The organism is uncultured Roseobacter sp. (assembly GCF_947493125.1).
Classification (GTDB): domain Bacteria; phylum Pseudomonadota; class Alphaproteobacteria; order Rhodobacterales; family Rhodobacteraceae; genus Roseobacter.
The window spans coordinates 74,799-91,137 of record NZ_CANLQB010000003.1; the positions used below are offsets into that span (position 1 = coordinate 74,799).

At 63.8% G+C, this 16,339-nt stretch carries 17 protein-coding genes; 10 read left to right on the forward strand and 7 right to left on the reverse strand.

The window, feature by feature from the left end:
* Positions 1-87: 87 nt before the first annotated feature.
* Positions 88-1,194: a 3-isopropylmalate dehydrogenase gene (gene leuB / locus Q1A71_RS06750; RefSeq protein ID WP_299673340.1), complete on the reverse strand. Its 1,107-nt coding sequence runs from the start codon at positions 1,192-1,194 to the stop codon at positions 88-90.
* A 191-nt stretch (positions 1,195-1,385) separates the two neighbouring features.
* Between leuB and Q1A71_RS06755 the strand changes: the two genes are divergently transcribed.
* Entirely contained in the window at positions 1,386-2,048 is a 663-nt protein-coding gene (locus tag Q1A71_RS06755) for a DUF2306 domain-containing protein (protein WP_299673342.1), read from the forward strand.
* Here Q1A71_RS06755 and Q1A71_RS06760 read toward each other — a convergent pair.
* The 3 genes from Q1A71_RS06760 to leuC all read right to left on the reverse strand — a co-directional run bounded on the left by Q1A71_RS06760 (position 2,045) and on the right by leuC (position 5,534).
* Positions 2,045-3,076 (reverse strand): endonuclease/exonuclease/phosphatase family protein, encoded by a 1,032-nt coding sequence (locus Q1A71_RS06760; RefSeq protein WP_299673344.1) that lies wholly within the window; start codon positions 3,074-3,076, stop codon positions 2,045-2,047. The two genes, Q1A71_RS06755 and Q1A71_RS06760, sit on opposite strands and share 4 nt — an antisense overlap.
* A gap of 312 nt (positions 3,077-3,388) precedes the next feature.
* Positions 3,389-3,994 carry a 3-isopropylmalate dehydratase small subunit gene (leuD, locus tag Q1A71_RS06765; RefSeq protein WP_299673346.1) on the reverse strand — a complete coding sequence of 202 codons (606 nt, stop codon included), beginning with the start codon at positions 3,992-3,994 and terminating at the stop codon, positions 3,389-3,391.
* 136 nt (positions 3,995-4,130) lie between these two features.
* A complete protein-coding gene (gene leuC, locus Q1A71_RS06770; RefSeq protein WP_299673348.1) occupies positions 4,131-5,534 on the reverse strand; it encodes a 3-isopropylmalate dehydratase large subunit in 1,404 nt (467 codons plus the stop codon).
* Positions 5,535-5,767: 233 nt separating this feature from the next.
* On the opposite strand from leuC, the gene Q1A71_RS06775 reads away from it, so the two are divergent.
* From Q1A71_RS06775 to rlmH, 3 genes are all read left to right on the forward strand, one after another.
* Positions 5,768-7,114 carry a mechanosensitive ion channel domain-containing protein gene (locus tag Q1A71_RS06775; RefSeq protein ID WP_299673350.1) on the forward strand — a complete coding sequence of 449 codons (1,347 nt, stop codon included), beginning with the start codon at positions 5,768-5,770 and terminating at the stop codon, positions 7,112-7,114.
* A 146-nt stretch (positions 7,115-7,260) separates the two neighbouring features.
* Positions 7,261-7,629, forward strand: a complete 369-nt coding sequence (gene rsfS / locus Q1A71_RS06780; protein ID WP_299673352.1) for a ribosome silencing factor — start codon at positions 7,261-7,263, stop codon at positions 7,627-7,629.
* Between the two features lie 24 nt (positions 7,630-7,653).
* Positions 7,654-8,124, forward strand: a complete 471-nt coding sequence (rlmH, locus tag Q1A71_RS06785; protein ID WP_299673354.1) for a 23S rRNA (pseudouridine(1915)-N(3))-methyltransferase RlmH — start codon at positions 7,654-7,656, stop codon at positions 8,122-8,124.
* Positions 8,125-8,241: 117 nt separating this feature from the next.
* Here rlmH and Q1A71_RS06790 read toward each other — a convergent pair whose 3' ends face one another.
* On the reverse strand, positions 8,242-8,835 hold the full coding sequence (locus Q1A71_RS06790) for a TetR/AcrR family transcriptional regulator (RefSeq protein ID WP_299673356.1): 594 nt from the start codon (positions 8,833-8,835) through the stop codon (positions 8,242-8,244).
* Between the two features lie 128 nt (positions 8,836-8,963).
* Between Q1A71_RS06790 and Q1A71_RS06795 the strand changes: the two genes are divergently transcribed.
* Complete coding sequence (locus Q1A71_RS06795; RefSeq protein ID WP_299673358.1) at positions 8,964-9,287, forward strand: hypothetical protein; 324 nt, start codon at positions 8,964-8,966, stop codon at positions 9,285-9,287.
* A 126-nt stretch (positions 9,288-9,413) separates the two neighbouring features.
* Here Q1A71_RS06795 and Q1A71_RS06800 read toward each other — a convergent pair whose 3' ends face one another.
* Together Q1A71_RS06800 and Q1A71_RS06805 are read right to left on the reverse strand one after the other, a co-directional pair.
* Positions 9,414-9,767: a hypothetical protein gene (locus Q1A71_RS06800; protein ID WP_299673360.1), complete on the reverse strand. Its 354-nt coding sequence runs from the start codon at positions 9,765-9,767 to the stop codon at positions 9,414-9,416.
* Positions 9,768-9,808: 41 nt separating this feature from the next.
* Positions 9,809-10,501, reverse strand: a complete 693-nt coding sequence (locus tag Q1A71_RS06805) for a DUF599 domain-containing protein (protein ID WP_299673362.1) — start codon at positions 10,499-10,501, stop codon at positions 9,809-9,811.
* Positions 10,502-10,580: 79 nt separating this feature from the next.
* Between Q1A71_RS06805 and Q1A71_RS06810 the strand changes: the two genes are divergently transcribed.
* From Q1A71_RS06810 to Q1A71_RS06830, 5 genes are all read left to right on the forward strand, one after another.
* Entirely contained in the window at positions 10,581-12,029 is a 1,449-nt protein-coding gene (locus Q1A71_RS06810; protein ID WP_299673363.1) for an FAD-linked oxidase C-terminal domain-containing protein, read from the forward strand.
* Positions 12,030-12,091: 62 nt separating this feature from the next.
* On the forward strand, positions 12,092-13,237 hold the full coding sequence (locus tag Q1A71_RS06815) for an FAD-binding protein (RefSeq protein ID WP_299673365.1): 1,146 nt from the start codon (positions 12,092-12,094) through the stop codon (positions 13,235-13,237).
* Positions 13,237-14,556, forward strand: coding sequence for a glycolate oxidase subunit GlcF (gene glcF / locus Q1A71_RS06820; RefSeq protein WP_299673367.1), 1,320 nt, complete (start codon positions 13,237-13,239; stop codon positions 14,554-14,556). Before Q1A71_RS06815 ends, glcF begins: the two co-directional genes overlap by 1 nt.
* Before the next feature lie 108 nt (positions 14,557-14,664).
* Complete coding sequence (locus Q1A71_RS06825) at positions 14,665-15,483, forward strand: trypsin-like serine protease (RefSeq protein ID WP_299673369.1); 819 nt, start codon at positions 14,665-14,667, stop codon at positions 15,481-15,483.
* Between the two features lie 3 nt (positions 15,484-15,486).
* A complete protein-coding gene (locus Q1A71_RS06830) occupies positions 15,487-16,323 on the forward strand; it encodes a trypsin-like peptidase domain-containing protein (protein ID WP_299673371.1) in 837 nt (278 codons plus the stop codon).
* Positions 16,324-16,339 lie beyond the last annotated feature (16 nt).

Sequence of the window (16,339 nt, forward strand, 5' to 3'; positions counted from 1 at the left end):
CCTTGGGTCCACACGGTTCGGTTGTCGCACACTATCCTGACGTAGCGATGTCCTGACAACCGCCCTGTGTCGCATATCCGGTCTGCGTTACAGGCTAGCGTCAAGCGCACCGAGAATGGCATCACCCATCTCGGCTGTGCTGATAGCTGTGCCACCTTCTTTGCCCATCAGATCCGCAGTGCGTGCGCCATCGGCGAGCACCTGTTCTATGGCCGCTTCAAGCCGCGCAGCCTCATCCCCCTTGTCGAAGGAATAGCGCAGCGCCATGGCGAAACTCAGGATACAGGCAATCGGGTTGGCCTTGCCCTGACCTGCGATATCCGGTGCGGACCCATGCACGGGCTCGTAGAGCGCCCGGGGCGGGCCGTTCTCCGTCGGTTTGCCGAGGCTGGCGGAGGGCAACATGCCCAGCGAGCCTGTCAGCATCGCCGCACAGTCTGACAGGATGTCGCCAAAGAGATTGTCGGTCAGGATCACGTCGAACTGCTTGGGGGCACGCACCAGCTGCATCGCGCCATTGTCCGCGTACATATGGCTCAGCTCGATGTCCGGATAGTCGGTGTCGCGCACCTTCTGCACCACTTCGCGCCAGAGGATACCGCTCTCCATCACATTGGCCTTTTCCATCGAACAGACCTTGCCGGAGCGTCGCCGCGCCAGCTCGAAGGCTGAGCGCGCAACCCGGTCGATCTCGCCTTCGGTATAGCGCTGGGTGTTGATCCCGACGCGTTCGTTGCCTTCTTCGAAGATGCCGCGCGGTTCGCCGAAATAAACGCCCGAGGTCAGCTCGCGCACGATCATGATATCGAGGCCCGCGACCACGTCCTTTTTCAGTGAGGAGAAATCCGCCAGCGCGTCGAAACACTGCGCCGGGCGCAGGTTTGAAAACAGGTCCATCTCCTTGCGCAGGCGGAGCAGTCCGCGTTCCGGCTTCACGCTGAAGTCCAGGTCGTCATATTTTGGCCCGCCTACGGCGCCCAGCAAGACTGCATCCACCTCCAGCGCCTTCGCCATGGTGTCATCATGCAGCGGTGTGCCATGGGCGTCATAGGCGGCTCCACCCACCAGATCTTCGCTCACATCAAACGCCAGGTCGCGCTTGTCGCCAAACCACCCGATCACCCGCTTGACCTGCTCCATGACCTCGGGGCCGATGCCGTCTCCGGCCAGGATGAGAAGGGAAGGGTTGGCCATGGACTGTCTCCTTTGAAATCCGTCCTGCGCGGCCTAACGCGCGGCCTTCGCAGGGTCAAGCGGGGCGCGGGGTTTGCAGACCGGGCGATGCGTTCAAGCGGGACACTATTGCGCGAATGCCTGGCCTCCGGCGTGGCGTAGCGCGGACGCGGCTGGTAGAACCCCTGCAGATATGACCGGAGGAGGGCATGATGCCCGCAGCCAAGGAGCGCAGTCTGCCGTTCGAGATCTTTCTCGGCTTCCTTATCGCGCACACTCTGCCCTTTACGATCTGGGCGATCAGTTCAGCGGTGCTGGCGCCGCTTGGTCCGGAGCTTTATGAAAACCGGCTCTACACACCCGGCAATCTCCTCGCCAATCTTGCGATTTTCTCTCATATGGCGCTGGGTGCGTTGCTGATGATCTTCGTGCCGCTGCAATTCTGGCCCGGCTTGCGCCGGCGGTTCGTGAGCTACCACCGGGCCGCGGGCCGCTTGCTCTGTCTGGGCGCGGTGGTCACCGGTGTGGCGGGGCTACTTTATATCGCCGCGCGCGGCACGATCGGCGGGTTTTGGATGGATCTGGGCTTTGGCCTTTACGGCATGCTGGTCGTGCTGAGCGGAGGTCAGGTGATCCGCTGCGCCCGCGCGCGGGACTTTGACCGCCACCGCAGATGGGCGCTCCGCCTGCTCGTGCTGACCTTCGGGTCATGGCTGTATCGGGTGCACTACGGGGTCTGGTATCTTCTGACCGGCGGGTTGGCGTCTACCCCCGCCTTTGACGGCATCTTCGATCTGGTTCAGAACGTGGCGTTCTATTTGCCCTATCTGCTGCTCCTGGAATGGTGGATGCGCCGCGGTCCGCTCCCCGCCTAGCGAGCGATATCAACCCAGACCAACCGGTGTCGGCTCGCCGCGATCACGGTTTGGCCCAGAGTGCTGTCCGGGTCTGGCCAGAGCACCCCTGCATCCACAACCTGCCAGTCGGCCGAGGGCAGAACATAGTCCACCCGGAGATTGCCGGGCACCGGGTCCGTCCAGTCCACGGTGTCGAAGGGATCGCCGGTGGCAGTTTCGCTGCCCGCGCTCTTCGGCATCGGGTCCTGCAGGCGTGGGTCGTCCAGCAGATTGATGATGGCCGACTTGATGCCTTCGCCGTCGCGCCGGTCCTGATTGATGTCACCAAGCAGCACAAAGCTTTCCGTCTCGGTCTCACCGAAGTGGCCGGCAAGATAGTGCTGCCAGAACACGGTTTCATCGTGGTTGCGTTTCCCGTTTCGGTCCTCCGGCCCGTCGAAAACGGGTGGGCTGCCCTGGAACGCCATGATGTCGAGGCGACCGAACTCCGGCACCTCGATCGGCACCACCCAATGGTTAGTGGTGGAAAGGCGCTGCGCTGCGAGGGCCTCCTCCGAGGGGAAGGGGCCGTCCTCGGTTTCCGGCAAAAGGGCGTTCGGCAGGTCGCGCCACAGCAGCTCGGTGAAGTCCTGCACGGCGCCAATGTCGATGGGATGGCGCGACAGGATGGCCATGCCTCCCTGCCCCGAGAAGCGCCCGTAGCTTTGTGCGTCGCGTGGTTCTCCAAGCTTGCCGTTGCCGTCCATGTCGAGGCCCGTCGGCATCCCCGTGTTGGGCCGCGCTGAGAAGCTGTAGGCGTAGTCGAGCCCATAGTCCCTGAGTGCAGCGATATAGGCCGCGAGAGCCTCGCCCGTCAGGTCATAATCAAACCCTTGCAGCAGCAAGACATCAGGTTTGGCCTCCGCGATCACGTCCAATGTTGCCAGCACCTGCGGGTCGTCACCGCCGACGATATCACGCAACAGAAGGCCAGGACCCTTGCGGGACAGTTCGGTGTTGAAGGTCGCGACCCTCAGGCTGTCGCCATGAGCCGTAACGGCGGTCATTGCACAGAGCAGGCAGGCCAGCAGGGCGCAGCGCTGTCTCCGCCCTAGCGCCAGGCGGCCCCTCCGGCGATCCAGTCTACCGCAATGGCGCGCCGGCTTGTGTTGAGGGGAAAGAGGGCCCATGCGGAGGTCGTCCAAGTGGATATCGGCGGTCTGTCCCGCAGGAGCGGTGTAGCAGACCCTCCGCCACTTTGGCCACCGCAGGGGCGTCCCGAGCGTGGAAAATCTGACGCGGGGGTCTTGGCCCGCATCAGACCTCCGGGAACATCCTCATCGACGCCGGTTGATCATCGTCGATGAGCTCGCGCCGGCTCAGACCCAGGGACGCGCCTGCGCAGCCGCGGTCTCGAAGCTGTCGATTGCCGACGCCTTTTCCATGGTCAGGCCAATATCGTCCAACCCATTCATCAGGCAGTGTTTTTTGAAGCTATCAAGCTCGAATTGAAACACCTCGCCGTCAGAGCTCGTCACGGTCTGCGCATCCAGATCGACGATCATGCGCGCGTTCGAGCCCTTCTCCGCGTCTTTCATCAGCACATCCACCTGCTCCTGGGGAAGGGCGATGGGCAGGATGCCGTTCTTGAAGCAGTTGTTGTAGAAGATGTCGGCAAAAGAGGGTGCTATCACGCAGCGGATGCCGAAATCCTTGATGGCCCAGGGCGCATGCTCGCGGGACGAGCCGCAGCCGAAATTGTCGCCGGCCACGAGGATTTCGGCCTCGCGGTACGCGTCCTTGTTCAGCACGAACTCGGGGATCTCCTTGCCGTCGTCGTCATAGCGCATCTCGTCAAAGAGGTTCACGCCAAGGCCCGAGCGCTTGATCGTCTTCAGGAACTGTTTGGGGATGATCATGTCGGTGTCGACGTTGATCAGGGGCATCGGAGCGGCGATGCCAGTGAGGGTGGTGAACTTGTCCATTGTGTCTCTCCTCGCCTTGAAAAAGGCTGTCGGTGGGGCGTCTGTTTTGCGTCGGTATCACGTCGGTATTACGTCGGTGCGAGGCGCACGCCGCATTAACCGGCAGGTAGGGTGGGCTTTCAGGCCACCCATCCCGTCACATCAACTCCCGGACGTCTGTGAGTTTGCCGGTGATCGCAGCCGCCGCCGCCATGGCGGGCGACATCAGATGCGTGCGGCCCCCACGGCCCTGACGGCCCTCGAAGTTGCGGTTCGAGGTCGCGGCACAGCGCTCGCCCGGCTGCAGCTGGTCGGGGTTCATCGCCAGACACATGGAACAGCCCGCAAGGCGCCATTCGAAGCCCGCCTCTTTGAAGATGTCGGCCAGACCCTCTTCTTCGGCCTGTGCGCGCACGAGGCCCGAACCGGGGACCACCATGGCGCGCTTCACGCCGATCTTTTTGCCCTTCAGGATCGCCGCCGCGGCGCGCAGATCCTCGATGCGGCCATTGGTGCAGGAGCCGATGAAGACGGTGTCGATCTCGACCTCCGAGAGCGGCGTGCCGGGCGTCAGCCCCATGTAGTCGAGCGAGCGCTGGGCGGCCCCCACCTTGCCGCCTTCGAAATCATCGGCGTCGGGGACGGCAGCGGTGATCGGCAGCACGTCTTCGGGCGAGGTGCCCCAGGTGACGACCGGGGCGATATCCTCGCCCTTCAGCGTGATCACCTTGTCCCAATGGGCGTCGTCGTCGGAGTAGAGTGTCTTCCACCACGCCATCGCGGCTTCCCACTGCGCGCCCTTGGGCGCGTGCGGGCGGCCCTTGCAGTACGCAAAGGTTTTCTCATCGGGCGCGATGAGACCGGCGCGGGCGCCGCCTTCGATGGCCATGTTGCAGACGGTCATGCGGCCTTCCACGGACAGATCGCGGATCGCCTTGCCACAGTATTCGATCACATAGCCGGTGCCGCCCGCGGTGCCGGTGGCGCCGATGACCGAGAGCGTGATGTCCTTGGCGGTCACACCGGGGCGCAGCTTGCCGGTGATCTCGACCTTCATGTTCTTCGATTTCTTCTGGATCAGCGTTTGCGTGGCCAGCACGTGCTCGACCTCGGAGGTGCCGATGCCATGGGCCAGCGCACCGAAGGCGCCGTGGGTGGCCGTATGGCTGTCACCGCAGACCACGGTCATGCCCGGCAGGGTCCAGCCCTGCTCGGGGCCGACGATATGCACGATGCCCTGACGGATGTCGGAGACGGGATAGTAATGAATGCCAAAGTCCTTGGCATTCTTGTCGAGGGCGGCGACCTGAATAGCTGAATCCTCGGTCATGTTCGACGGATCTTCGCGGCCTGCGGTGGTGGGCACGTTGTGATCCGGCACTGCGATGGTCTTCTCGGGCGCGCGCACCTTGCGGCCCGCCATGCGCAGGCCTTCGAAGGCCTGCGGCGAGGTCACCTCATGCACGAGGTGGCGGTCGATGTAGAGCAGGCAGGTGCCATCGTCGGCTTCATGCGCGACATGGGCATCCCAGATTTTATCATAGAGTGTTTTGGGGGACATGGGTCCTCTCCCGTCATGTGAATGAATTGGATATGGTCTGAGGTCGCGCGCTTATAGTCGCGCCAGCACGGTATGGGTCGCGCCAAAGAAGCGTTCGCGCAGCCGCGCGCGGTCATCCATATCGACAATGCGTATCATGGCTCTCCAGATACCGCGCAGAAGGGCGCGCCGCAAGGGTTCGCGGCTTGTGGCGGCCCCGCGACTGTGCCAGTTTTCCCCAAAAGGGAGCCTGCATGGAGACTGAAGAAGAACCTTTTGCCGCCGCCTTGATGTCGGTCGACGAGATTTGGTTCCTGTTCGTCAGCTTCCTGCAGAGCATCATCACGCCCGGCTGGCGGCAGAATCAGGTGCTGATCGTGCTGGGTCTGGCGGTGCTGTGCTATTTCCTGCACATCCTGTCTGGCCGGGTGATTGAGAACCAGGTGCGGGCGCGCGAGGGCTGGTCGAAGTGGCAGCTGCGCATGATCGTGCAGATCAAGCGCCGCATGGGGCTGATCTGGTTCGCGGTGCTGGCGGGCGGGCTGTATCTGGTCATGCAGCAGGTCACCTGGCCGTCGCGCTCCTATTTCATCGGGCTTGCGGCCACGCTGGCGATAGTCTGGACCAGCATCGCCTATGCCGCGCGGCTGGTGCGCAACCGCTTCCTGCGACGGCTGGTGACCTGGGGCTTGTGGATCTATGCCACGCTCTATCTGGTCGGGGTCTCGGATGAGGTTTCGGCCTTTCTGGACGAGATTGCGCTCGATGTGGGGGATTTCCACCTCTCGGTGCTGACGCTGATTTCGGCGGCTGTTGTGATCGGCGTGCTGTTTACCGTGGCGCGGCTGGTCAGTTCCACCACTGCGAGCAGCATCCGGCGCAACGAGGATATCAGCCCGTCGATGCAGGTGCTCGCCGTCAAGGGGGTGCAGATCTTCCTCTATGGCTTTGCCTTCTTCATGGGGGTGAAGGCCGTGGGCATCGACCTCACCGGGCTCGCGGTGCTGTCGGGCGCGATTGGTGTGGGCCTTGGTTTTGGTCTGCAGAAGGTGGTGTCGAACCTTGTCTCGGGTGTGATCATCCTGCTCGACAAGTCGATCAAGCCCGGCGATGTGATCTCGCTCGGCGAGACCTTCGGGTGGATCAATGCGCTGGGCGCCCGCTATGTCAGCGTGGTGACGCGGGATGGGCGCGAGTATCTGATCCCGAACGAGGACCTGATCACCGGGCAGGTGGTGAACTGGTCGCATTCCAATGAATTCGTGCGGCTGGACATCTATTTCGGCACCTCCTACGGCTGCGACCCGCATCAGGTGCGCAAGCTGGCCATCGCGGCGGCGGCGGACGTGGACCGGGTGCTGGCGCATCCCAAGCTGCCCGTCTGCCACATCGTAGGCTTCGGCGACAGTTCGGTGGACTACATCCTGCGGTTCTGGATCCGTGACCCCACGGGCGGGCTGACCAATATCCGGGGCAATGTCTATCTGGCGCTCTGGGATGCGTTCAAGGAACATGACATTTCCATTCCCTTCCCGCAGCGCGAGGTGCGTCTGCTCGACGATGAGGCACCTGCGGCGTCCGGTGAGGCAAGTTCACCTTAACGGCACCCTGTCATTGAAATATCGCAGTCCAGTTGTTACCCTGTGACTACCCCAGCGCCGGGGGTCCGGCGGCGCGATATAAGGAGGACAATGTCCTGTCTATCCATGCTGATGCAGCGGGTGCTGCTCAAAACGGGTCAGCGGTCATGGTGACGGCGACCGACACGGCCACAAGCGATACGCTCCTGGCGACCATCCTTTCATCCCTCGAAGGCGACAAGGCTGAAGACATCGTGCAGATCGACCTGCGCGGCAAGACCGAGATCGGCGACTATATGGTGATCTGCTCCGGGCGCTCGACCCGGCAGGTCTCTGCGATTTCGGAAAAGCTCGCACAGACGGTCAAGGACGAGTTTGGCCGCACGGCGAAGGTCGAGGGCAAGGAGACGGGCGACTGGGTGCTGATCGACACAGGCGATGTGATCGTGCATGTCTTCCGCCCGGAAGTGCGCGAGTTCTACCAGCTTGAGAAGATGTGGCAGCCGATGGACGGCTCGGAGAGCGCGGCCAACTGATCCTGCCGGATCGGAGGCGCTCTCATGCGTGTGCATATTGTTGCGGTGGGGCGCTTGCGCTCGGGACCGCAGAAGGACTTGATCGACGATTACCTGACGCGGTTTGACCGCACGGGCCGGGGCCTCGGGCTTGGGCCTGCCCGCGTTGTTGAGGTGGATGACCGCAAGGGCGCTGGCATGGCCGGGGAGGCGGAACTGATCCGCCGGGCGCTGCCGGCGGGCGCGGTGGTCGTGGCGCTGGACGAGCGCGGGCGGGTCGAGAGTTCGCCGGACTTCGCCCAGCGGATCGCGGGCTGGCGCGATGCGGGGCGCGGCGACCTGGCGCTGGTGATCGGCGGCGCGGACGGGATTGATCCGGGGCTGCGGGCGGAGGCGGATTTTGCGCTGTCGTTCGGCAAGATGGTCTGGCCGCACATGCTGGTGCGGGTGATGCTGGCCGAGCAGCTCTATCGCGCAGCGTCGATCCTCGCGGGCACGCCCTATCACCGACACTGATGCGTGCGGCACCCTTCCACACGCCGCCCTGCTGAACCCGAAGACAACATGAGCGCCAAGTGCAGACTGCCGCAGCATGCCTGAGCAGCGTTGTTGATGACGTTTTGCCGTGCGCAATCACGGAGGCTGGTTGAGAGACGCATAGATCTTTTGGACGTGATCTAGCGCCCTGTCGGCGCGGGCCACGACAAAGTCCCTGTCAGGAGCCGCCTGTGCCCCTGTCGCTCGCCTGATCTGCAGATCTCCGATCAAAAGGGAGATATAGCAATCGGTAAGCTCGCCCATGTCGTGCTCGGTTCCGAAGGCTTCCTCAAGCAGCTGGGCGATGATCGGAAGCACGCGGCCGCGGCCCTCCTCCGCCAGAATCTTACCGAGCTTGCCAGAGATGTCGCCAGCGGCAGCTCTATTCAGTGCAACTGCTTTGTCTGATGTGACCATAGTCAAAAGCGCCCGTCCGACCTCGCGCAACGCGGTACGGCCTGTGCGACCGGTCGCTCTTGCCGTCTGGAGTTCATCAACCACAACGGATGTGTTTTGTCTGATCATGGCTGCAAAGAGACCTGTCTTGTCGCCATACCAATTGTAGAGTGTTTCGTTCGACGCTTTGGCCGCTTTCGCAATGGCCAGCATAGAAGCGCCCTTAAACCCTTTTTCTGCCAGTATTTTATAGGCCGCCGCCTCAATTCTTGCTGCGCGTTCGCTCGTGTCCAAAGCTGCACTCCAGATGTCACTTGACGGATACCGTACAAAAGTTTACGGGTTATGCAAGCGTACACTAATGTACACTAGAATTTGAGGGCTCCATGCATACCGAAATCCGTTCCGCCGCACTTGGCACATTGATCATCCTGCAACTGACAATGCTTGCGGCTTTGTTGTTCAAGCTGCCACCTCACCCGCCGGACGTCATTCCAATCGGAGGTATGGGGCCGGTGATTGGCATGTCCCTCAGTGCAGCATGCGCAGCGCTTGTCTTTCGAGGGGAAGGGCGCAGCGGCAAAGCTCTCATCCTTTGTGCCTGCCTGTTGGCAGCGATATCCTACGGCCCGCAAAAGTTCTTCGATCCGGCAATTGGCCTCGTGTGGCCCGCGGTCGTCACCGCTCAATTGGCGATCATCGCGCTGGTTGTTCCGATTGGGCGTGCAATGTTTGCGCGAAACTGATCGTGGAGGACCGGACCCCTGATCCTGCGCTTTGTGAGAAGGAGCAGGCATCTTCCGGGTTGAATTCAGGCGACTGCCTTGTTCCGCGCGGCTGTCAGCTGGTCGGTGTTGTGGCGACGACGCCTGTCAGCGGGGCAGGGTTATGATGGTGGTGCCGGGGTTCCAGCCCCCGGGCAGGTCGCGCGCCTGAACCTGCACCTGGGTGGTGCCTTCGGGGATGCGCACACCGGAGAGGGAGCGCGTGAAGGGCTGCTCTTCCACATGCGGGTGCGCCAGTTCGCGGATGGCCAGTTGATTGCCGTCCATGTCGAGAATGCGCCAGGCGTCCGCGTAGTGATCCCAGCCGGTGTCCGGGTGCGAGATGGTCACATCGAAACGCCAGGTGTCGCCGCTCTTGCGGGCCTTGACGTTGTCGATTTGGGGAGGTTCGGCCAGTGCCGGTGTTGCCGCCAGAAGCAGTGCCAGAAGTGTGTATCTCATCGTATCACCAAAACCAATAGGCCCACCGTACTCGCTCTAATTTAGGGGTTTAGCAGAATTTTGCGAGAGGCGGAGGCAAATTCGCGGCGCCAGATGACGATCAGGGTGATGCTGGCGGCCAGCATGAGGGGAATGGGCCCGGCGAGCCAGGCGGCTGAGGCGAGCGCGAAATACATCGAGCGCAGGCCGCGGGTGAAGCTGCGCGCGCCTGTGATGTTGATCTGGGCGGCCTGTTCGGCGCGTTTGAAGGCCTCGGGGTCCTCGGGATCGTTCGGCACCGCGCCCATGAGCACGGCACAGTAGCCAAAGAGCCGGTTGGCCCAGACGAATTTCAGGAAGGCGTTGGTCAGGAACAGGGTCAGCACCATCAGCTTGATTTCCCAGACAATGGTCGGGTGATCCATCAGCGTGATCTCGGACGCCACATTGGCCAGGCGTTCCGCGTTGCCGAGCACGGCCAGCGTGCCGCCGATGGCGATGACCGAGGTGGAGGCGAAAAACGCGGCACCCTGGCGCAGGGTGTTGAGCACCTGTGCGTCGAAGATGCGCGGCTCGCGCGTCACCATCTGGCGCATCCATTCCTGCCGGTAGCCTGCCATGATGCGCGTGGTGGAGAGGTGCTTGGCAGACGGGTGCTCCACCCGCCAGCCGATGCCCGCCCAGAAGAGAAAAAGGGCGGTCAGGGCGATGAAATCGAGCGGCTGGAAGAGCGCGAGGCGGTCCATGAGTGTCATGGGGCACGCATCGCAGGTTGGATAAATCTTGCCAATGGGTGAAATTGGTCATATTATTTTACCAAACGGAGGTGCGCCCATGGAAATGCCGATTCCCGACCCGAGTGTTCTGGCCCGCAAGGACCGCGTGGTGGCGCGGTTGCAACAGGTTTTGCCGGCGGATGCTGTGATCCACGAGGACGCCGAGACCCGGGCGTATGAGTGCGATGCGCTGACAGCCTATAAATGCCCGCCGATGGTGGCGGTGCTGCCGTCGAGCACACAGGAGGTCTCGGACGTGCTGCGCATTTGCCACGAGGAGGGCGTGCCGGTGGTGCCGCGCGGGTCTGGCACTTCGCTGGCCGGCGGCGCGCTGCCCACCGCGGATTGCGTGATCCTTGGTGTGGCGCGGATGAATGACGTGCTGGAGACCAGCTATGCGGACCGCTTCGTGCGGGTGCAGACCGGGCGCACCAATCTGAGTGTCACAGGCGCTGTGGAAGAGGATGGGTTTTTCTACGCGCCCGATCCGTCGAGCCAGCTGGCCTGTGCAATTGCAGGCAATATCGCGATGAATTCGGGCGGCGCACATTGTCTGAAGTATGGGGTGACGACCAACAATCTTCTGGGCGTGACCATGGTGATGATGGACGGCGAGGTCGTTGAGCTGGGCGGTACGCATATGGATGCGGGCGGGCTTGACCTGCTGGGGCTGATCTGCGGCTCGGAAGGACAGTTGGGCGTCGTGACCGAGGCGACGCTGCGCATTCTGCCGAAGCCCGAGGGCGCACGGCCGGTGCTGATGGGCTTTGACAGCGCCGAGGTCGCGGGCGCTTGTGTGGCGGATATCATCAAGGCGGGTGTGCTGCCCGTCGCCATCGAGTTCATGGACAAGATGCTGATCGAGGTTTGTGAGGATTTCGCCAAGGCGGATTATCCGATGTGTGAGGCGCTGCTGATTGTTGAGGTCGAAGGCTCGGAGGAGGAGATCGACCACCAGTTGGCGTTGATCACCGAGATTGCGCAGCGGCATGACCCGGTGGCCTTGCGCGAGAGTGCGTCGGCGGAGGAGAGTGCGCGCATCTGGGCCGGGCGCAAGGCGGCCTTTTCGGCCATCGGGCGGATCAGCGATTACATGTGTCTCGATGGGACGATCCCGGTGAGCTCGCTGCCGTATGTGCTGCGGCGGATTGGCGAGATGTCGGAGCACTACGGGCTGCCGGTGGGGAACGTGTTCCACGCCGGCGACGGCAATATGCACCCGCTGATTTGTTATGACGCGAACAAACCGGGCGATCTGGAGATTTGCGAGGAATTTGGGGCCGAAGTGTTGAAGCTCTGCGTCGAGGCGGGCGGGTGCCTGACCGGCGAGCATGGCGTCGGCATCGAGAAACGGGATCTGATGAGCCATCAGTATGCCCCCGCCGATCTGGAGGCGCAGATGGCGGTGAAAGATGTGTTCGATCCGGCGTGGCTGTTGAACCCGGCGAAGGTGTTTCCGCTCGATGTCTCGGAGGCCCGGCGGGCCGAGCGAATGGCGGCGGAGTAAGGGGGCGCTGCCCCCGTCTCCCGGATGGGAGACTCCCCCGGAGTATTTCTGAAAGGATGAAGATGAGTGCACCGACAAGTGAAGCGGAGCTGGCTGATGTGGTGAAATCGGCCACGGGCCCCTTGGCGATCCAGGGCGGGGGGACCCGCGGGATTGCGGTGGAAGGTCAGGCTCTATCCGTGGCCGGGCTGTCGGGCATCACGCTTTACGAGCCGGGCGCGCTGACCCTGGTGGCGCAGGCGGGCACGCCGATTGCCGAGATCGAGGCGGCGCTGGCGGCGGAGAACCAGCGGCTGGCGTTTGAGCCGATGGACCCGCGGGCGCTGATGGGCACCGACGGAGAGCCAACCTTGGGCGGCGTGATTGCCGCCAATGTGAGCGGGCCGCGGCGCATTCAGGGCGGGGCCGCGCGGGATTATGCGCTTGGCGTGCGCTTCGTCGACGGCACTGGCACGGTGGTCAAGAATGGCGGGCGGGTGATGAAGAACGTCACCGGTTATGACCTCGTGAAGCTGATGTGCGGGTCGTTCGGGACGCTGGGGGTGCTGACCGAGGTCTCCTTGAAGGTGCTGCCGATGCCGGAGACGGAGGGCACGCTGCTGCTGCGCGGGTTGAGTGATGCGGAGGCCGTTGAGGCCATGGCGGCGGCCATGGGATCGCCCTTCGAGATCACCGGTGCGGCGCATTGCGCGACGATCATGGAGGACGGGCCGGTCACGGCGCTGCGGATCGAGGGGTTCGAGCGCTCGGTGGCTTATCGGCTGGAGCAGCTCAAGACGTTGCTGGCCCGGTTCGATGCGGAGATGACCGTGGGAGATGCCGCAATGAGCGACCGGGTCTGGCGCAGCGTGCGGGATGCGGAGCTGCTGCGCGACGTGCCGGAGGATATCTGGCGGCTGTCCTGCAAGCCCTCGGACGCGCCGGGGCTGATGGCGCGCTCGGGTGCTGCGGGCTGGTTTTATGACTGGGGCGGGGGGCGGATCTGGGTGCGGATGCCGCAAGGGCAGGACCTGCGGGCGGCACTGGGGGCTTTCGATGGGCATGCGACGCTGGTGCGGGCGGCGCCCGCGACGCGCGCGGCGCTACCGGTGTTTCAGCCAGAGACGCCCGGTGTGGCAAAGATCGCTGCCGGGCTCCGGGCGCGGTTTGATCCGCGGGGCATCCTCAACCGCGGCCTCATGGGGCCGGTTGCAGAGGAGGTCGCCTGATGCAGACCACATTCACCCAAGCCCAGCTGAAAGACCCCGGCATCGCGCGCAGCAACGAGATTTTACGCTCCTGCGTGCATTGCGGGTTCTGCACCGCGACCTGCCCGACCTATCAGGTGCTGGGCGATGAGCTCGACAGCCCGCGGGGCCGGATTTACCTGATCAAGGACATGCTGGAGAACGACCGCGATCCGGATGCGAAGACGGTCAAGCATATTGATCGCTGTCTGAGTTGCCTCGCCTGCATGACCACCTGCCCTTCGGGGGTGCACTACATGCATCTGGTGGATCACGCGCGCGAGTATATCGAGCAGCGCTACAAGCGGCCCTTCAGCGACCGGGCGCTGCGGTGGATTCTGGCGCGCATCCTGCCCTATCCCATGCGGTTCCGGGTGGCCTTGCTGGGCGCCAAGCTGGGGCGGCCCTTTGCAGGGTGGATGCCCGATGCACGTCTGCGCGCGATGCTGGAGATGGCGCCACAGCAGATCCCCCCCGTGAGCCGCAACGATGACCCGCAGAGCTTTGCGCCGCAGGGCACAGCGGTCAAGCGGGTGGCGCTGATGACGGGCTGTGCGCAGCGGGCGCTGAACACCGATATCAATGATGCGACCATCCGGCTGCTCACGCGGCTCGGCTGTGAGGTGGTGGTCGCGGAGGGCGCGGGCTGCTGCGGCGCGCTCACCCACCATATGGGCAAGACGCAAGAGAGCCACGCGACGGCGGCGAAGAACATTCGCGCCTGGGCGACCGAGATGGATGGCGCGGGGCTTGATGCGATTGTCATCAATACCAGCGGCTGCGGCACAACCGTGAAAGACTACGGCCATATGTTCCGCAATGAGCCGCTGGCCGAGGATGCGGCGCGGGTGTCGGAGATCGCTATGGATGTCTCGGAGCTGTTAATGCAGCTCGATCTGCCGGAGGGCGCGGACAAGGACATGTTGGTGGCTTATCACGCGGCCTGTTCGCTGCAGCATGGGCAGCAGATCAAGACCTATCCGAAGGAGCTGTTGAAACGCGCCGGGTTCACGATTGTGGAGCCGTCTGATCCGCATCTCTGCTGTGGCTCGGCGGGGACCTACAACCTGATGCAGCCGGAGATTTCCAAGAAGCTGAAGGACCGCAAGGTGCGGACGCTCGAGGCGAAGAACCCCGATGTGATCGCCGCGGGCAATATCGGCTGCATGATGCAGATCGGGTCGGGGACAGCCGTGCCGATCGTGCATACCGTGGAGCTGCTGGATTGGGCCACCGGCGGGCCGCAACCGCCCGCGCTCGGCGCCGAGGGGGCCGCAGCACCGGTGCCGATCTTGCGATAGTGGTTTGCGGGCATCGCCCGCCTGAAAGATCCGCGCCACGCGGTTTTGCCCTATTCCTGCCGCATCCTGCGTCTATGATCTGCGTTGGGGGTACGAGGATCTGGTGTGATGCGTTGGATTTTGCCGGCCGTTGTCGCGGTTGTTTTTGGGACTGTCTCCTGGGCCGAGGATGCGCGGTTGAAGAGCCTGCAGACGGGGCATGACGCGGGCGCCTGGGAGGCTGTCGGACGGCTCGACATCAATGGCCGTGGATTTTGCACCGGTGCCCTGATCAGCCCCGATCTGGTGCTCACGGCGGCGCATTGCCTGTTTGACAAGACGTCCGGCGCGCGGATCAACCATGAGACTGTGGAGTTCCTCGCCGGGTGGCGCAACGGGCGCGCATCGGCTTACCGTCAGGTTCGCCGCGCCGTGGTGCACCCGGACTACAACTATGATGCGGATGTCTCCTCTGCCCGGGTGCGTAACGATGTGGCGCTGCTGGAGCTGGCGCATCCCATTCGCAACACAACCATCGAGCCCTTCGACACAGCCCCACGTCCCCGCAAGGGCGCACATGTGGGGGTGGTGAGCTATGCCCGTGACCGCGCCGAGGCGCCGTCCCTGCAGGAGGTTTGCCGGGTTCTGGCCCGGCAGCAGGGGGTTCTGGTGACCTCCTGCACTGTGGATTTCGGCTCCTCCGGGGCGCCCATCTTCACGTTTGCGGACGGTGAGGCACAGATCGTGTCCGTGGTGTCGGCGAAGGCGGAGATGGACGGTCAGAACGTCTCTCTGGGCACGGCGCTTGGCGCACCGCTGGAGATCCTGCGGGCGGAGCTGTCAGCGGGCAAGGGCGTCTATCAGGAGAGCGCTCCGATCAGTGCCCGGATCGGTGTGGGCGAGGGGCGGGCATCATCGGGTGCCAAATTCGTGACACCGGGTCAGTAGGTCATGCGGCAGCTCTGGATGTCTTTGGTGGTGGCGCTGCTGTGCTCTGCGGCCGCGACGGGGTCGGCGCAGCAGAACACCACGTTGCACGGGCTTGGCACGGCCAATGAAGCGCTGGTCTGGCAGGCGGTCGGGCGGCTCGACATGGATGCACGCGGCTTTTGCACCGGCACGCTGATTGCGCCCGATCTTGTCCTGACCGCGGCGCATTGTGTCTATGATCGCCGGTCGGGGGCGGCCTATGCCCCCGAAGATCTGACGTTTCGCGCCGGGTTGCGCGATGGTGCGGCGATCGCGGAACGGGGCATTGCGCAGATCGAGGCGCATGCGGGCTACGATCCGGCGCGGGGGGTCGAGCTGCGCAACATCCGTCATGACGTGGCGCTGCTGCGGCTGGCGGAGCCGATCCCGACCCATGTGCTGGACCCGTTCGTGCTGTTCCGCGAGCGGATGTCGCGGGGGCCGGTCAGTGTGGTCTCTTACGGGCGCGGCCGGTCGGAGCGTCCCTCGCGCCAGTCGGTGTGCCGGATGTTCGACCGGTACGAGGGGGTGTTGCTGCTCGATTGCGACGTGACCTTCGGCTCCTCCGGGGCGCCGGTGTTCAGCCACATCAACGGGCGCGGGCAGATCGTCTCTGTGATCTCGAGCGTGGGCAGCTATGACGGGCGGCGGGTGTCCTTCGGCATGGAGCTGCCGCAGCTGGTGGCCGATCTCAAACGGCAGATGCGGGCCAATGCGCTGTCCCCGCTGGCCGAGCACCGGCGCATCACGGTGACGAACGGGACCAGCCGCACCCAGCGGACCGGTGGGGCGAAATTTGTCCGCCCCGGGGGGTCTTGAAAGCGGAAAATCCATC

Bases quoted from the DNA above. Each gene is read 5' to 3' on its own strand.
- leuB (WP_299673340.1), bottom strand. From the start codon at position 1,194: ATGGCCAACCCTTCCCTTCTCATCCTGGCCGGAGACGGCATCGGCCCC.
- Q1A71_RS06755 (WP_299673342.1), top strand. From the start codon at position 1,386: ATGCCCGCAGCCAAGGAGCGCAGTCTGCCGTTCGAGATCTTTCTCGGC.
- Q1A71_RS06760 (WP_299673344.1), bottom strand. From the start codon at position 3,076: ATGACCGCCGTTACGGCTCATGGCGACAGCCTGAGGGTCGCGACCTTC.
- leuD (WP_299673346.1), bottom strand. From the start codon at position 3,994: ATGGACAAGTTCACCACCCTCACTGGCATCGCCGCTCCGATGCCCCTG.
- leuC (WP_299673348.1), bottom strand. From the start codon at position 5,534: ATGTCCCCCAAAACACTCTATGATAAAATCTGGGATGCCCATGTCGCG.
- Q1A71_RS06775 (WP_299673350.1), top strand. From the start codon at position 5,768: ATGGAGACTGAAGAAGAACCTTTTGCCGCCGCCTTGATGTCGGTCGAC.
- rsfS (WP_299673352.1), top strand. From the start codon at position 7,261: ATGGTGACGGCGACCGACACGGCCACAAGCGATACGCTCCTGGCGACC.
- rlmH (WP_299673354.1), top strand. From the start codon at position 7,654: ATGCGTGTGCATATTGTTGCGGTGGGGCGCTTGCGCTCGGGACCGCAG.
- Q1A71_RS06800 (WP_299673360.1), bottom strand. From the start codon at position 9,767: ATGAGATACACACTTCTGGCACTGCTTCTGGCGGCAACACCGGCACTG.
- Q1A71_RS06805 (WP_299673362.1), bottom strand. From the start codon at position 10,501: ATGACACTCATGGACCGCCTCGCGCTCTTCCAGCCGCTCGATTTCATC.
- Q1A71_RS06810 (WP_299673363.1), top strand. From the start codon at position 10,581: ATGGAAATGCCGATTCCCGACCCGAGTGTTCTGGCCCGCAAGGACCGC.
- Q1A71_RS06815 (WP_299673365.1), top strand. From the start codon at position 12,092: ATGAGTGCACCGACAAGTGAAGCGGAGCTGGCTGATGTGGTGAAATCG.
- glcF (WP_299673367.1), top strand. From the start codon at position 13,237: ATGCAGACCACATTCACCCAAGCCCAGCTGAAAGACCCCGGCATCGCG.
- Q1A71_RS06825 (WP_299673369.1), top strand. From the start codon at position 14,665: ATGCGTTGGATTTTGCCGGCCGTTGTCGCGGTTGTTTTTGGGACTGTC.
- Q1A71_RS06830 (WP_299673371.1), top strand. From the start codon at position 15,487: ATGCGGCAGCTCTGGATGTCTTTGGTGGTGGCGCTGCTGTGCTCTGCG.